Origin of the sequence: Janthinobacterium sp. BJB426, from assembly GCF_002735705.1 — a bacterium.
Taxonomy (GTDB): Bacteria; Pseudomonadota; Gammaproteobacteria; order Burkholderiales; family Burkholderiaceae_D; genus Janthinobacterium.
In genome coordinates, this window is the sequence record NZ_PDZL01000017.1 from 85691 (window position 1) to 101553 (window position 15863).

Here is a 15863-nt window from a genome sequence, read left to right on the forward strand (position 1 = left end):
CCATGACGAAGCACTCAGACTTGAACAGCGCGGCCATCGCCGCCCATTGCGCCACGGGCGCCTCCCACGTGGCCATCGAAGTGATCGATGAAACTGGATCGACCAATGCCGACCTGCTGGCGCGCTGCGCCACCCTTGCCGGCCCCACCCTGCGCATCGCCGGCCAGCAGACGGCCGGACGGGGGCGCGCCGGGCGGCCGTGGGTATCGCAGCCGGACGCCAGCCTGATGTTCTCGCTGGCCTGGCGCTTCAAGGGACCGCTGCATCAGATGGTGGGATTGCCGCTGGCCGTCGGCGTGGCGCTGGCCGAGACCATGACGGCGCTGGGCGTGCCGGTGCAGCTGAAGTGGCCGAACGATATGCTCAAGGATGGCCATAAACTGGCCGGCATCCTCGTCGAGACGCAGCAGGCAGCGGACGGCGGCGTGTGGGCCGTGATCGGCTGCGGCATCAATCTGCTGATGCCCGATGCACTGGAACGGCAGATCGGCCGCAGCGTCTCGGCCGTGCCCTGGCTGGCACAGATGGAGCGCAATACCCTGGTGGCGGCCCTGCTCAGCCGCCTGGCCGGCGTGCTGGCCGAATTCGACGACACGGGCTTTGCGCCGTTTGCCGAACGCTGGAACGCACTGCACGCCTGGCAGGGCCAGCACGTGAAAATCCTCGACAACGGCCAGCTGCTGCAGCAAGGTGTGGCGGCCGGCGTGGACCACCTGGGCCGCCTGCTGCTGCGCAGCGATGACGGGCTGCAGGAAGTCATGTCCGGCGACGTGTCCTTGCGCCTGATTGGGGAGTAAGCGCATGCTGCTGCTGATCGACGCCGGTAATACGCGCATCAAATGGGCACTCGTGGCTGCCGACAGTGCCGCCGGCGGCTGGCTGGCCAGCGGCGCCGTCGCGCATGCGCAGATCGACACCCTGGCCGCGCAGTGGGCGACACTCGCCATCCATGAGGTGCTGCTGTCGAACGTGGCCGGCACCGTCATCGGCACGCGCCTGCGCGCCATGCTGCCGGTCGTGGCCCGCGACTTTGTCTCGCTGCCGCGGCTGGCAGGACTGACGAACGGCTACCGCACGCCATCGCAGCTGGGCTGCGACCGCTTTGCCGCCGCCATCGGCGCGCACGCGCTGGCACCCGGCCAGGCCGTCATCGTCGCCAATTGCGGCACCGCCACCACCATCGATGCCATCACGGCCGACGGCGTTTTCCTTGGCGGGATGATCTTGCCGGGACTGGGATTGATGGCCAGCTCGCTGGCGCGCAATACGGCGCAACTGCCGCAAATCGCTAGCGACGCCGCGCTGCCGGCCGGCTTTGCCGACAACACGGACGACGCCATCCTCTCCGGCTGCCTGGCGGCCCAGGCGGGCGCCATCGAACGGGCCGTGCGCATGCACGGCGCCAGCGCCTGTCTGTTGTCGGGCGGCGCAGCAGCACGCATCGCACTGGCCCTGGCGCTGGCCGTGCCGCTGCACCTGGTGGATAACATCGTCATGCTCGGCCTGCAGGCCGCGGCGCGCGCCGGGGCCGCAGGAACACAAGGAAACCACGTATGCTGAAATTCGTCCTCTGGCTGCTGGCCGGCGTCAACCTGCTGGTGCTGGCCATCGGCCAGGGCTATCTGGGCAGTTTTCGCACGGAGACGCGCGAACCGGCGCGCCTGAAAAACCAGCTGCAGGCGAATAAACTCACCTTGCTGACGCAGGTGCAGGCCACGGCGCCCGCGGCGCCGCCAGCCTCCGAAGAAGCCGCGACGCCGGCGGCAGCGGCACCGGCACCGGCACTGCCGACATCGTATGCCTGTACGGAAGTGGGCAATTTCCTGCTGGCGGACGGGCGCCGCTTCGAGGCGCAAGTGGCGGCGCTGGACCTGGGCGACCGCCAATCGCGCCGCAACGTGGCCGGCCAGGACATTTCCAGCTATATGGTGTACATCCCGCCACAGGGCAGCAAGGAAGGCGCCGACCGCAAGGCCGGCGAATTGAAGCAGCTGGGCGTGACGAATTACTTCATCATGAACGAAAGCAGCCCGCTGCGCTGGGGCATTTCACTGGGCGTGTTCAAGTCGGAAACCAGCGCGCAAAGCCAGCTGGCATCGCTCAACAAACAGGGCGTGCACAGCGCCCGCGTCGCACCGCGCTACAGCGCCAGCAAGCAACTCGCCTACCAGTTCCGCGACCTCGACGCCGCCACGCGCGCCCGGCTGGAGAAGATCAAAACGCAATTCCCAGAGCAGGAACTGCGAAATTGCAAATAAGCACCTCCAGGTGCGTCTGACAAAATGTTCAGGGCTAGGCGCCGTGCCGCAGGCAGTACGAATGTACGACAAGGCACGGCAACAACGCCATGGACTTTTTTCAGACGTCCCTACCGTTGGATGACGATAGGCTTGATGCCTGTCGATTCCGGCAAATTCGCCGCCGCGCGTGCCGCGTCGGCGCGGCTGGAGAACGGCCCGCCGTACAGGCGGAACAGGTTACCGGCCTGCACCACACCCAGGGTACCCAGGGCGGCCGCATACGGCGCCAGGCGCGAACGTCCCGATTCCGCATTGTCGGCGCGCGAGTAGGCGCCCAACTGCAAATAGAAGCCGCTGGCCAGCGCCGCCGGTGCCGGCATGGCGACCGTCGCATCGACGGGCGGCATCTGCGACGACACTTCCGGCTGCACCACGGCACCCGTTTCCACCGGCGTATCGATGGAGATGGCCACCACGGAAGGCACCGGCTTCGGCGCCGCGCGGGCCGCCAGGATGGCGTCGATATCGGCCGGCAGCAGGCGTTCGACGACCACCTGGTGGCTGCCCTTGCCGAGGAAGCCCAGTTTCAGCGCCGCCGTATAGGACACGTCGATGACGCGCGTGGCGTGGAACGGACCGCGGTCGTTGATGCGCACGATCACCTGCTCGCCGCTGTCGATGCTCGTCACGCGCGCATACGACGGAATCGGCAAGGTCGGATGGGCCGCCGTCATCTTGTACATATCGTAGATTTCACCCGACGAAGTGCGCTGTCCATGGAATTTCTTGCCATACCAGGTGCCCGTGCCCTTCTGCTTGAAGGGTTCGTTGTCGGTGATCGGCGTGTACGTCTTGCCGAAGACGACATAGGGGCGGTTCGAGCGCGTCGAATAAGCCTCGTTGCGCACTTCCGCGTCGGGCACGTCGCGCAGGTTGGCCGGCGGATTGTCGCCCGGACCGTCATCCTTGTAGTAGCCGCCGCGCCCGGAGCCGGCCGCCGGCAATACGGGCAGGGTGGGATCCTGGCGCACGGGCACCTTGACCTTGCCGCCGGACGGCAGCGGCACGTTATTCGATGCGGGCTTTTGCGGCGTCGTGCCACAAGCGGCCAGGGTCAGCAAGACCGTCAGGCTCAGTCCGCGCATGGCGAAGGTATCGAAAGGCGCGCGCATCAGGTCTGCACCAGCTTGCGGTGGCGCTGAATACTCATCAGGATACCGGTGGCCACGCCCAGGGTCAGCAGCGCGGTGCCGCCATAGCTGAGGAATGGAAGGGGAACGCCGACCACCGGCACGATGCCGCTGACCATGCCCATGTTGACGAAGGCGTAAGTAAAGAAAATCATAGTGATCGCTCCTGCCAGCAGGCGAGTGAAAAAACTGGGGGCGTTGGCGGCGATCATCAGCCCCCGTCCCACCAGCAGCAAATACATCAGCATCAGGATCAAGTTACCGACCAGGCCGAATTCCTCGGAATATACGGCAAAAATAAAATCGGTCGTGCGTTCCGGAACAAACTCCAGGTGGGCTTGCGTGCCGTGTGTCCAGCCCTTGCCCGTCATGCCGCCGGAACCGATGGCAATGATGGACTGGATGATATGGAAGCCCTTGCCCAGAGGGTCCTTGGTCGGATCGATCAGCATCATCACGCGGTCGCGCTGGTAATCATGCAGGTGCGACCAGGCGATCGGCAGGCAGGAAACAAAGGTGATCAGCAAGCCGGCCAGCACCTTCCACGACAGGCCGGCCAGGAAGATGACGGTAAAGCCGGCCGCCACCACCAGCAGCGCCGTACCCAGGTCGGGCTGGCGCGCGATCAGGTAGACAGGTGCCAGCAGCAGCACGGCCGCCATCAGGAACGATTTCCAGCGCAGGGCGCCCGCATTGTGCTGGAAGAACCAGGCCAGCATCAGCGGCGTGGCGATCTTCAGGAATTCGGAGGGCTGGATGTCGATCACGCCAATATGCAGCCAGCGCCGCGCACCAAGCTTGATGGTGCCGAACAGCGCCACGGCCACCAGCAAGATCACCGATACCGTATATGCGGGTACGGCGATGCGCATCATCATCTGCGGCGTGACATTGGCCGCCACCCACATGACGAAAAAGCACAGCAGGATATTGCGCAAATGGTCCTCGATCTTGCCGGGGATGCCGATGCTGGCCGAATACAGGGTCAGCAGGCTGGTGCTGAGCAGCATCAGGATGATGATCATCAGCGGCGGATCGAACACCGCCAGATAGGGTTTGGCGCGCCGCCACAGCGAGCGCCTCTCGTTAATGGGCATGTGCTTCCTTATTGCCTGGCAGGTGCCGCCGGGGCGGCCTGCTCGTCAGTGATTTCTTCCAGGGTGCGCACTTCGTCGACATCTTCCTTGGGCACCTTGGTGGTGTCCTTTTCCTTGTCGCTCGGGCGCTTGCCCAGCAGGTAGTAGTCGAGCGCCTTGCGCGCGATCGGGGCGGCCACGCCGGCGCCGAAGCCCGCATTTTCCACCACGATGGCGATCGCGATGCGCGGCTTGTCGGCCGGCGCGAAGGCCGTAAACAGGGCGTTGTCGCGCAGGCGTTCGGCCAGCAGCTTGGCATTGTACTTCTCGTTTTTCTTGATGCCCACCACCTGCGCCGTCCCCGTCTTGCCGCCCACCGTGTACTGCACGCCGGTGAAGATGCGCGCTGCCGTGCCGCCCTGCTCGCTGGTCACGCCGACCATGGCGCGCTTGATGACGTCGATGTTTTCCTGTTTGAGAGCGATGCGGTAGCTTTCCTTGGGCACCGTCAGGGTGCGCGCACGCGTGGCCGCGTCTTCGATGATCTTCACCAGATGCGGCTTCATCACCACACCGTTATTGGCCAGGTTGGCCGTCGCGTGGGCGATCTGCAGCGGCGTATACGAGTTGTAGCCGGAGCCGTTACTCACCGAAATCGTGTCGCCGCCCACCCATTTTTTCTGCTGCGGCGTCTTGAAGCGGTTGCGCTTCCATTCCGTCGACGGCAGCACGCCCGTCTTTTCGTTATTCAGGTCGATGCCCGTCAGCTGGCCGAAACCGAACGGCTTCATGAAGTCGTGGATGGCGTCGATGCCCATGTCGCGGCCCAGCTGATAGTAATAGGTATTGCACGAGACGACGATGGACTTGTGCATATCCACCGTGCCATGGCCGCCCACCTTGTCGTCGCGGAAGGTGTGGCCGCCGAGGATGAAGAAACCGGGATCGGAAATCGACTGGCTCGGCGTGCGCTTGCCCAGTTCCAGCGCGGCCAGCGCCATGAAGGGCTTGAAGGTCGAGCCGGGCGCATAGGTGCCGGACAGGGGACGGTTGACCATCGGCCGGTCCAGCGAGGTATTGAGTTCGTTCCAGCTTTGCTGGTCGATGCCGTCGACGAACAGGTTGGGGTCGTAGCCTGGCTTGGAGACGTAAGCGAGAATGTCGCCAGTGGCCGGGTCGATGGCCACGGCCGCGCCGCGCCATTCGCCGAACGCTTCCTCGACCACCTTCTGCAGCTCGATGTCGATCGACAGGATCAGGTTATTGCCGGGGGTGGCCGCCGTGCGCGACAGGGTACGCATGGCCCGCCCGCCGGCCGACACTTCCACCTCTTCGTAGCCGGTGGTGCCATGCAGCTGCTTTTCGTAGCTTTTTTCCAGGCCTTCCTTGCCGATATGGTCGGTGCCATTGTAGTTGGCCGCGTCCTCGCCCTCTTCCAGTGCCTTGGCTTCATTGCGGTTGATGCGGCCGATGAAGCCCACCACGTGCGACGCCACCTCGCCCATCGGATACTGGCGGAACAATCGCGCCTGCACCTCGACGCCGGGGAAGCGGAAACGCTGCGCCGTGAAGCGCGCCACTTCCTCGTCCGTCAAACGCGTGCGCAGCGGCACGCTGACGAAGTTCTTCGATTCTTCCAGCAGCTTCTTGAAGCGGCGACGGTCCTTGATGTCGATCTGCACCAGTGTCGACAGCTCGTCGATCACGGAGTCGAGGCTGGCGCTCAGTTTCGACGGCGTGATTTCCAAGGTGTAGGCCGAGTAATTGCGCGCCAGGACCACGCCGTTGCGGTCGAGGATCAGGCCGCGCGTGGGCACGATGGGCACCACGGCGATGCGGTTGTCCTCGGCCTTGGTCGCATAGTCCTCGTGCTTGATCACCTGCAGCCAGATGAAGCGCGCCAGCAGCAGCGAAAAACAGACGAAGACGAGCGCGCCCAGGATGGTCAGGCGCATGCGGAAGAAATGCAGTTCGCGCTCGGTGTTCTTGAGTTCAGTCATGGCAGGCGCTCGTCAGATCGGCCGGTTATGGTCGCGGTCCACGGCGCGGCGCTGCGGTGCCAGCAAGATCCACGTGACGATGGGCCACAGGGCGACGGCGACGAAGCTCTCGATGAAATTGAGCCAGCCGGGGAAGCGGCCCGAGACGATCAGACGCGTCAGCAATTGCAGCGCCTGCGTCAGCAGCAGCAGCGGCAGCACGTGCAGCGCCTGCGTCAGGATGGGGAACCACAGCACGCGGCGGTGCATCATGATGGCGAAGTACGACAGCAAGGTATAGGCCAGCGCATTCTCGCCCAGCAGGGTCGAGTCGTGCACGTCCATCATCAGGCCCATGAAAAACGCCACGCCGATACCGACCTTGCGCGGCTGGTGGATGCCCCAGAAGACCAGCACCAGGGCGACGAAATCGGGCACGCCGACGAACTGCCCCCACGGAAGCAGGTTCAGCAGGAAAGCGCACAGCAGGGAAAACCCGATGAACAGGGGGCTGACCGGCAGCAGGATGTAATGCGGGCGGTTCATCGTGTCGCTTCCTTCGGTGGCACGGCGGCGGGTGCGGGCGCAGCCGCGTTGGCGGCAGGCGGCTTGGCGGCCGGCGCGGCGGCTGGCACCGCAGCGGCGGCCTCCTTGGCCGGGTCCTTGATCGGCGCCATCTTGCCGGCGATCTTGCGGCCCGTCTTGACATCTTCAGCGGGCGGACGCGGTGGAATCTCGGGCGACGTCATCAAGATGAGCAGCTGGGTGTTGCGCTCAATGCCGGCCAGCGGCTGGCACACGACGCGGCCGAACGGGCCATGCGCATTGCGCTCGACCAGGGTCACGCGTGCCACGGCCAGGCCAGCCGGGTACAGCCCGTCGAGGCCCGAGGTAATGACGATGTCGCCGATCTGGATGTCGGCGCTGGGGGCCGTGAAGCGCAGTTCCATGGTGCCGGACTTGCCGCGGCCGATGGCCACGCTGCGCACGCCGTTGCGCAGCAGCTGCACGGGAATGGCCTGCTCTTCATCCGTCAGCAAGGTCACTTCGGAGGTGAACGGGAACACGCGCGTGACTTGTCCCACCACGCCCAGGTTGTCGATCACGGGGCGGCCCAGTTCCACGCCATGCTGGATACCGCGATCGAGCACGATCTTGCGCGTGGCCGAATCGCGCGTGTCGTACAGCACTTCGGCCATCATGGTCTTGACGGGCACGCGTTCGCGCGCTTCCATCAATTTGCGCAAGTGGTTGTTTTCAACGATGTTGAGCTGCGCCTGCTGCAGTATCTGCGCCGAGGCGATTTGCTCGTGTTTCAGGTCGCGCACCTGCTTTTCCAGGGCGGACAGCGAAGAAAAGTAATTGCCGACACCAACCGCCACATCGCGCGGCACCAGGGCCGCCATCTGCACCGGATACAGCACGGTGCCAACGGCCTGGCGCACTGCCGTCAGCGCGTGCATGCGCGAATCGACCAGCAACAGGGCGATAGAAATGCCGGCGAACACCATCATCTTGACGCGGGCGGAGGCGCCTTGTTTGAAAAGTGGCGGAGGACTGTATTCCATGACTTCCAATAATCAGGCCAGGCGCAGTGCGCCAACGTGCAGGCCCCGGTCAGACGCCGGCGCCAAAACCAAAAAAAGGCCGGAATGGTTTCCGGCCCTTCTGTCAGATTATTCGTAGGAGAAGATCGAGCCGAGCTTGTCCATACGTTCCAGTGCCATCCCGGAACCGCGCACCACGCAGGTGAGCGGGTCCTCGGCCACCAGCACCGGCAGGCCGGTTTCCTCCATCAGCAGGCGGTCCAGGTCGCGCAGCAGTGCGCCGCCGCCCGTCAGCATCATGCCTTTTTCGGCGATGTCGGCGCCCAGTTCCGGCGGTGTCTGTTCCAGCGCGTTTTTCACGGCCGAGACGATGTTGTTCAACGGGTCGGTCAGCGCTTCGAGGATTTCGTTGCTGGAGATGGTGAACGAACGCGGGATGCCTTCGGACAGGTTGCGGCCCTTGACTTCCATTTCCTTCACTTCCGAACCAGGGAAGGCCGAACCGATGGCCTTCTTGATGGCTTCAGCCGTCTGTTCGCCGATCAGCATGCCGTAGTTGCGGCGGATGTAGTTGACGATGGCTTCATCGAATTTGTCGCCGCCGACGCGCACGGAACCCTTGTAGACCATGCCGCCCAGCGAAATGATGCCCACTTCGGTAGTGCCGCCGCCGATGTCGACCACCATCGAGCCGGTCGCTTCGGACACGGGCAAGCCCGCGCCGATGGCCGCTGCCATCGGTTCTTCGATCAGGTACACCTGCGAGGCGCCGGCGCCCAGGGCCGATTCGCGGATCGCGCGGCGCTCGACCTGGGTCGAACCGCACGGTACGCAAATGATGATGCGCGGCGATGGACGGAAGAATTTCGAGTCGTGCACCATGCGGATGAATTGCTTGAGCATCTGCTCGGTCACGGTGAAGTCGGCGATCACGCCATCTTTCATCGGACGAATCGCTTCGATATTGCCCGGCACTTTGCCCAGCATCTGCTTGGCTTCCTTGCCGACTGCCTGAATGGTCTTCTTGCCATTCGGACCGCCTTCCTGGCGGATGGCGACAACGGATGGCTCGTCCAGGACGATACCGAGGCCGCGTACATAAATAAGGGTGTTGGCCGTGCCCAAGTCAATGGCCAGATCGGTGGAGATATACCTGCGTAAAAAACCAAACATGAGTGTCCTGTAGCGCATCGAGCTGCGCAAAAGCTGTTTATGGGGAGTTTCAAAGCGGGCGCTTTCAGGCACCCTGAAAATCCAAAAGGCGATTTTTCCGGGTTTCGCTTGGCGCTTGCGCAATCTTTTCTATGCTGCGGCAGCAGTCCATCAGCGCCGGCAACGCATTAACCCGCCATTCTACCTTATAATTTGAATGCGATTTGCTCAAAAACCATGGAAAAGTGCGACTCTTGCAGCCGCGAGTTACGCGGCATTCCTCGATTTTTGTGAGCAAAATAGCAGTAAATACCCGCGTTTTATCAAAACGCCAACTTAATACTAATGCGCGGCACTCCGCGCCATTCGCCATGTCCCTGACACTCTCCGACGTAAAACGCATCGCCCACCTGGCCCAACTTGAAATGGCCGACGACCAGGCCGTCACGTCTTTGGCCCAATTGAACAAGATTTTTGCACTCGCGGAACAAATGCAAGCTGTCAATACCGATGGCGTGGCACCCCTGAGCCACCCGCTGGCAGCCCACATGGACAATATCGCCCTGCGCCTGCGCGAAGACATCGCCACGGAACAAAACCGCCGCGACGCCTACCAGGCCGTGGCGCCAAAGGTACAGGATGGCCTGTATCTCGTCCCCAAGGTCATCGAGTAAACACGCTGTTGCGCCGCTCCCGCCTTTTTGCCGAATATCAAAATAGAAACGCCATGCATACAAAATCCATCAAACAGCTGTCCACGCTCTTGCAGAACAAGGAAATTTCCGCCGTTGCGCTGGCGACGCATTTCCTCGACCGCATCGAAGCGGACAACTCGAACGCCTTTTTGCACGTCGACCGTGCCCTGACCCTGGCGCAAGCTGCCGAAGCGGATGCACGCATCGCCGCGGGCACGGCCACGCCCCTGACGGGCGTGCCGATCGCGCACAAGGATTTGTTCGTCACCCAAGGCTGGCGCACGACGGCCGGCTCGAAAATGCTGGCCGACTACGCCAGCCCGTTTGACGCTACCGTGGTGGAGAAATTCCGCGCGGCCGGCATGGTCACCCTGGGCAAGGTCAATTGCGATGAATTCGCCATGGGTTCCGGCAACGAGAATTCGGCCTTCGGCGCCGTGCAGAACCCGTGGGACAAGAATGCCGTGCCGGGCGGCTCGTCCGGCGGCTCGGCCGCCGCCGTGGCGGCTGGCCTGACGCCGGCAGCCACCGGCACCGACACGGGCGGCTCGATCCGCCAGCCTGCCGCTTTTTGCGGCATCACCGGCATCAAGCCGACGTATGGCCGCGTCTCGCGCTTCGGCATGATCGCCTTTGCCTCGTCGCTGGACCAGGGCGGCCCGATGGCCCGCTCGGCCGAGGACTGCGCCCTGCTCTTGAGTGCCATGGCCGGCTTCGACGAGCGCGACTCGACCAGCCTGTCGCCGGAACAGGGCGGCGTGGCGGAAGATTTTTCGCGCAGTCTTGATGAATCCCTGACTGGCCTGCGCATCGGCGTGCCGCGCGAATACTTTGGCGAGGGCCTGGCCAAGGACGTGGAAGCAGCCGTGCGCGGCGCGCTGGCGCAGTATGAAAAGCTGGGCGCCACCCTGGTCGACATCTCGCTGCCGAACACCGCCCTGTCGATTCCCGCCTACTACATGATCGCGCCGGCCGAAGCGTCGTCGAATCTGTCGCGCTACGACGGTGTGCGCTACGGCCACCGCGCGGCCGAATACAAGGATTTGCAGGACATGTACAAGAAGTCGCGCGCGCAGGGCTTCGGCCCGGAAGTACAGCGCCGCATCATGGTCGGCACCTATGTGCTGTGCCACGGCTACTACGACGCCTACTACCTGAAAGCGCAAAAGATCCGCCGCCTGATCGCGCAGGATTTCGACGCCGTGCTGAATGGCCCGAACGCCGTCTGCGACGTCATCATGGGACCGGTCGCGCCGACTGTCGCCTGGGACCTGGGCGACAAGACGGATGACCCAGTAGCGAACTACCTGGCCGACATCTACACCCTGTCGACCAGCCTGGCCGGCCTGCCCGGCATGTCGATCCCTTGCGGCTTTGGCGAAGGCGAGAAAAACGGCAAGCGCCCCGTCGGCCTGCAAATCATCGGCAATTACTTTGACGAAGCCAGGCTGCTGAACGTGGCCCACCAGTTCCAGCAAGTGACGGACTGGCATACGCGCAGCCCTGCCGGTATTTAATAAGAACAGACGCGCCGCCCAGGCGGCGCCACCAAAAATAAGCGAGAACACTATGCAATGGGAAGTCGTCATCGGTCTTGAGAACCACGTGCAGCTCACGACCGAATCCAAAATTTTCAGCGGTTCGCCGATCAAGTACGGCGCCGGCGCCAACACGCAAGCGAGCCCCGTCGACCTGGCGCTGCCAGGCGTGCTGCCGGTGATGAACAAGCAAGCCGTCGACCGCGCGATCCGTTTTGGTTTGGCCGTGGGCGCCACCGTGGCGCCGCACTCGGTCTTCGCGCGCAAAAACTATTTTTATCCGGATTCGCCGAAGGGTTACCAGATCAGCCAGTTCGAGGACCCCGTCGTCATCGGCGGCGCCCTGACCTTCGGCTATGAAAAGGATGGCGAATTCGTCACCAAGACGGTCAACCTGACGCGCGCCCACCTGGAAGAAGACGCCGGCAAGTCCTTGCATGAAGACTACGCGGGCATGAGCGGCATCGACTTGAACCGCGCCGGCACGCCGCTGCTGGAAATCGTCTCGGAACCGGAAATCCGCAGCGCCGCCGAAGCCGTGGCTTACGCCAAGGCGCTGCACTCGCTGGTCATGTGGCTGGGCGTTTGCGACGGCAACATGCAGGAAGGTTCGTTCCGCTGCGACGTCAACGTCTCCGTGCGCCCCGTCGGCCAGAAGGAATTCGGTACCCGCTGCGAAATCAAGAACTTGAACTCCTTCCGCTTCATCGAAGAAGCCGTGCACGTCGAAGTGCGCCGCCAGATCGAACTGATCGAAGACGGCGGCAAGGTTGTGCAGGCGACGCGTTTGTACGATCCGGACCGCAAGGAAACGCGCGAAATGCGCAGCAAGGAAGACGCACAGGATTACCGCTACTTCCCGGACCCGGATTTGCCGCCGCTGGTCATCTCGCAAGCGTGGATCGACACCGTCAAGGCTTCGATGCCGGAACTGCCGGCCGCCATGCGCGCCCGTTTCATCAGCGAATACGCGCTGCCGGACTACGATGCGCTGGTGCTCACGCAATCGAAAGCCATGGCCACCTATTTCGTCGCCGTGGTCGACAAGGCCGGCAAGGAAAACGCCAAGGCCGCCGCCAACTGGCTGATGGGCGACGTGTCGTCGACCCTGAACCGCGAAGGCGTGGACCTGGACGACGCCCCCGTCTCCGCCGCGCAACTGGCCGCCATGCTCAAGCGCATCGCCGACGGCACGATCTCGAACAAGGCGGCAAAGGAAGTCTTCGCGGGCATGTGGGAAGCGAAGTCCAGCGACGAGCATCTGGTCGACACCATCATCGACGCCAAGGGCCTGAAGCAGATCTCGGACTCGGGCGCTTTGGCGTCCATCGTCGATGAAGTGCTGGCGGCGAACGCCAAGTCGGTGGAACAGTACCGCGCCGGCAAGGAAGCGGCCATCAACGCGCTGATCGGCCAGGCCATGAAAGCGTCCAAGGGCAAGGCCAACCCGGCCCAGCTGACGGAACTGCTGAAGGCCAAGCTGGCGGGCTAATTTTTCACCGCCCAAAAAAAAAGACGCTGCGGCGTCTTTTTTTTCGCCTGCACACATCGCGTATAAACAGCCTTGTCTAGACTTTTCCTCCGCACCGAAAGGCGTTTGAAGGCCCATTAAAATTAAAGTATACATTTTTGTCTACACGGTTTAATCTAGCCATATTGAATTTCAGGCAAGAGGAAAACCGCATGACCAAGACACACGACATCCCGAAACCGACGGCAGCCGAACTCGATCTGCTGCAGGCACTGTGGCCGCTGGGCGCCGCCACGGCCAAGCAGGTGCACGAGGCGATGGCGCTGGCCAAGCCGGCCATCACGTATGGCACCGTGCTGCGCCTGATGCAGATCATGCACACCAAAGGCTTGCTGATCCGCGACGAAAGCCAGCGCTCGCACGTGTATGCGCCGGCGCAGGCGCAGGACAGCCTGCAGACGAATTTGCTCAAGGAATTGATGCAGAAAGCCTTTGCCGGTTCGGCCAAGGCGCTGGTGCTGGCGGCGCTGCGCACGGGCGTGTCGCGCGCCGAACGCGAGGAAATCGAAAAAATGCTCAAGGACGATCAGTCATGAGCGGCTTCGTGCCGGCGCTGGGCTGGACCCTGCTGCACTTCCTGTGGCAAGGCTTGCTGATCGGCTGCGCCACGGCGCTGGCGTGGGCGGCCCTGCGCAATGCGCGTGCGGAGGCGCGCTACGCCGTCGGTTGCGGCGCCCTGCTGGCCTGCCTGGCATGGCCGGCGGCGGGCTTGTATCTGCGCCTGGCCGGCGGCGATGCCACGGGCGCCCTGTTTTCCAGCGCCTTGCTGCCGGCCGCCCTGCTGGCGCCCGACAGCCTGCCCGACCTGGACTTGCTGCTGCGCGCCGTCGTCGGCGTGTGGGCCTTGTGCGCCGCCGTGCTGGCCGTGCGCATGGCGCTGGGCATGCTGTGGATAGAGCGCAGCGCCAGGAACACCGGCGCCACGCATGGACAACTGCAGACAAGGCTGTCGCGCATGGCCCAGGATGCCGGCGTGACGCGGCCCGTGCGGCTGCGCGTGCTCGACAACATCACCAGCCCGCTCACTGCCGGCATCTGGCGCCCCATGGTGCTGGTGCCCGCCGCACTGTTGACCGGCATGCCGCCGCACCTGCTCGACGCGCTGCTGGCGCACGAACTGGCGCACATCCGGCGCCACGATTATCTGATCAACCTGCTGCAAAACGCCATCGAGGCGCTGCTGTTCTTCCACCCTGCCGTCTGGTGGATTTCACGCGGCGTGCGCCTCGAACGCGAACACATTGCAGATGATTTCGCAGCAAGACAACTGGGCGAACCGCGGCGTCTGGCTCTTGCACTCTCGGAACTGGAACGCCTCCAGTTCTCAACCCACCACCTGGCCCAGGCGGCCAACGGAGGAGATCTTATGTCACGTATCAAACGATTGCTGCGCCCCGCACCACAAACCCTGAACTGGAAAGCGGCCGTGCCGCTGCTGGCACTGGCCGGCGCCTGCCTTGGCATCTACGGCCAGGCCGTCGCCGCCGACAGCGCGCCCGTGCTGGAGCGCCGCCCCGTCATCGACTTTGGCGTCTGCGGCAAGCCGGTCTGGCCAGCAGCATCGCGGCAGGCGAAGGAAGAGGGCACGGTCAACATGTCCTTCGACGTGAATGCGGCCGGCAAGGTAACGGGTTCGAGCGTGGTCAAAGGCAGCGGCCACCCGGCCCTCGACGAGGCGGCGCGCAGCGGCATCGCCAAGTGCACGTTCAAGCCGGCCCTCGCTGGCGGCAAGCCTGTCAGCGCCAGCGTCAAGGTGCAATACGTCTGGCGCCTGAACTAATGCAGGAGCGGCGGCGTTACAACATTGCTGCAGCGCTGCCGCCGCCCGCTTGCGGGTATGATCATGGATTCTTCCACGCACCTGTGAACACGCCATGAACAAGATCAAAACCGGCCTCGTCGGCTACGGCTTTGCCGGCTCCACCTTCCACGCTCCCGTCCTGTCCACCATCGCTGCCCTGGAACTGACGGCCGTCGCCTCCAGCAAGCCGGAGCTCGTGCACAAGGATTGGCCGCACGCGACCGTGTATGCGGATGCGGCGCAGCTGTTTGCCGATCCGTCCATCGAGCTGGTCGTCATCGCCGCGCCCAACGAGGCGCATTTCAGCCTGGCCCAAGCGGCCCTGCAAGCGGGCAAGCACGTGGTGGTCGACAAGCCCTTCACCATTTCCAGCGCCGAGGCACTGAGCCTGATCGCGCTGGCGAAGGAACGCAAACTGGTGCTCAGCGTGTATCACAACCGCCGCTGGGATGGCGACTTCCTGACCCTGAAAGCGCTGCTGGCCCAGGGTACCCTGGGCCGCATCGCCAGCGTCGAATCGCATTTCGACCGTTTCCGCCCCGAGATCCGCCAGCGCTGGCGCGAGTCCGGCGCACCCGGTGGCGGCCTGTTGTACGACCTGGGTCCGCACATGCTGGACCAGGCCATGCAGCTGTTCGGCATGCCGGAAAAGCTGTACGCCGATATCGCCCTGCAGCGCGATGGCGCGCAAGCCGTCGACTACATGCACATCGTCTTGTACTACGACCGGCTGCGCGTGGTGCTGCAAGCGGGCTGCCTTGTAAAAGCGCCGACGGCGCGCTTTGCCGTGCATGGCGACAAGGGCAGTTTCGTGAAGTTTGGCCTCGACCCGCAGGAAGACGCCCTGAAGGCGGGCGGCAGGCCGGGACAGCCTGGCTGGGGCGCGGACCCCGTGCGCGGCGCACTGCATTTGGGCGCGCAGCCGGACGGCCATTTCGAGCACATGGAGATGCAGGCGGGCCGCTACCAGGACTTTTACCAGGGCATGGCCGACGCCATCCGCCACGGCGCACCGGCGCCCGTGGCGGCCGAAGATGCGGAGGCAACGATACGCCTGATCGAACTGGCGCTGCAAAGCGCCGCCGAAGGGCGCGTGCTCAAGGTCAGTTAATCG

15 protein-coding genes are annotated in these 15863 nt (G+C 63.9%); 9 read left to right on the forward strand and 6 right to left on the reverse strand.

What is annotated here, in order from left to right; genetic code table 11:
- The first annotated feature begins 2 nt into the window (after positions 1–2).
- The 3 genes from CSQ93_RS22650 to CSQ93_RS22660 are packed head-to-tail and all read left to right on the forward strand — an operon-like array spanning position 3 to position 2258.
- On the forward strand, positions 3–797 hold the full coding sequence (locus tag CSQ93_RS22650; RefSeq protein WP_099379978.1) for a biotin--[acetyl-CoA-carboxylase] ligase: 795 nt from the start codon (positions 3–5) through the stop codon (positions 795–797).
- A 4-nt stretch (positions 798–801) separates the two neighbouring features.
- The gene (locus CSQ93_RS22655; RefSeq protein ID WP_099379979.1) at positions 802–1560 is read left to right on the forward strand and encodes a type III pantothenate kinase; all 759 of its coding nucleotides are present in this window, start codon (positions 802–804) and stop codon (positions 1558–1560) included.
- Positions 1554–2258 (forward strand): SPOR domain-containing protein, encoded by a 705-nt coding sequence (locus tag CSQ93_RS22660; RefSeq protein ID WP_099379980.1) that lies wholly within the window; start codon positions 1554–1556, stop codon positions 2256–2258. The genes CSQ93_RS22655 and CSQ93_RS22660 overlap by 7 nt, the downstream gene beginning before the upstream one ends.
- 110 nt (positions 2259–2368) lie before the next feature.
- Here the strand turns inward: CSQ93_RS22660 and CSQ93_RS22665 are convergent, their stop codons facing one another.
- The 6 genes from CSQ93_RS22665 to CSQ93_RS22690 all read right to left on the reverse strand — a co-directional run bounded on the left by CSQ93_RS22665 (position 2369) and on the right by CSQ93_RS22690 (position 9205).
- On the reverse strand, positions 2369–3412 hold the full coding sequence (locus CSQ93_RS22665) for a septal ring lytic transglycosylase RlpA family protein (protein ID WP_099379981.1): 1044 nt from the start codon (positions 3410–3412) through the stop codon (positions 2369–2371).
- Positions 3412–4527, reverse strand: a complete 1116-nt coding sequence (gene rodA / locus CSQ93_RS22670) for a rod shape-determining protein RodA (protein WP_099379982.1) — start codon at positions 4525–4527, stop codon at positions 3412–3414. Before rodA ends, CSQ93_RS22665 begins: the two co-directional genes overlap by 1 nt.
- Positions 4528–4535: 8 nt before the next feature.
- Positions 4536–6506 (reverse strand): penicillin-binding protein 2, encoded by a 1971-nt coding sequence (gene mrdA, locus CSQ93_RS22675; RefSeq protein ID WP_099379983.1) that lies wholly within the window; start codon positions 6504–6506, stop codon positions 4536–4538.
- A gap of 12 nt (positions 6507–6518) precedes the next feature.
- Positions 6519–7031, reverse strand: a complete 513-nt coding sequence (gene mreD / locus CSQ93_RS22680) for a rod shape-determining protein MreD (RefSeq protein ID WP_099379984.1) — start codon at positions 7029–7031, stop codon at positions 6519–6521.
- Complete coding sequence (gene mreC / locus CSQ93_RS22685; RefSeq protein WP_099379985.1) at positions 7028–8053, reverse strand: rod shape-determining protein MreC; 1026 nt, start codon at positions 8051–8053, stop codon at positions 7028–7030. Before mreC ends, mreD begins: the two co-directional genes overlap by 4 nt.
- Before the next feature lie 108 nt (positions 8054–8161).
- Positions 8162–9205 (reverse strand): rod shape-determining protein, encoded by a 1044-nt coding sequence (locus CSQ93_RS22690; protein ID WP_010393186.1) that lies wholly within the window; start codon positions 9203–9205, stop codon positions 8162–8164.
- Positions 9206–9555: 350 nt separating this feature from the next.
- Here CSQ93_RS22690 and gatC point away from each other — a divergent pair, with 350 nt between their 5' ends.
- The 6 genes from gatC (at position 9556) to CSQ93_RS22720 (ending at position 15860) form a co-directional block, all read left to right on the forward strand.
- Positions 9556–9858: an Asp-tRNA(Asn)/Glu-tRNA(Gln) amidotransferase subunit GatC gene (gene gatC, locus CSQ93_RS22695; protein WP_034784699.1), complete on the forward strand. Its 303-nt coding sequence runs from the start codon at positions 9556–9558 to the stop codon at positions 9856–9858.
- 53 nt (positions 9859–9911) lie between these two features.
- Positions 9912–11396, forward strand: coding sequence for an Asp-tRNA(Asn)/Glu-tRNA(Gln) amidotransferase subunit GatA (gene gatA, locus CSQ93_RS22700; protein WP_099379986.1), 1485 nt, complete (start codon positions 9912–9914; stop codon positions 11394–11396).
- A gap of 37 nt (positions 11397–11433) precedes the next feature.
- Complete coding sequence (gene gatB, locus CSQ93_RS22705) at positions 11434–12909, forward strand: Asp-tRNA(Asn)/Glu-tRNA(Gln) amidotransferase subunit GatB (protein WP_267891685.1); 1476 nt, start codon at positions 11434–11436, stop codon at positions 12907–12909.
- 191 nt (positions 12910–13100) lie between these two features.
- Complete coding sequence (locus tag CSQ93_RS22710; RefSeq protein WP_099379988.1) at positions 13101–13484, forward strand: BlaI/MecI/CopY family transcriptional regulator; 384 nt, start codon at positions 13101–13103, stop codon at positions 13482–13484.
- A complete protein-coding gene (locus tag CSQ93_RS22715; RefSeq protein ID WP_099379989.1) occupies positions 13481–14728 on the forward strand; it encodes a M56 family metallopeptidase in 1248 nt (415 codons plus the stop codon). The genes CSQ93_RS22710 and CSQ93_RS22715 overlap by 4 nt, the downstream gene beginning before the upstream one ends.
- A gap of 94 nt (positions 14729–14822) precedes the next feature.
- The gene (locus CSQ93_RS22720; RefSeq protein WP_099379990.1) at positions 14823–15860 is read left to right on the forward strand and encodes an oxidoreductase; all 1038 of its coding nucleotides are present in this window, start codon (positions 14823–14825) and stop codon (positions 15858–15860) included.
- Positions 15861–15863: the final 3 nt, after the last annotated feature.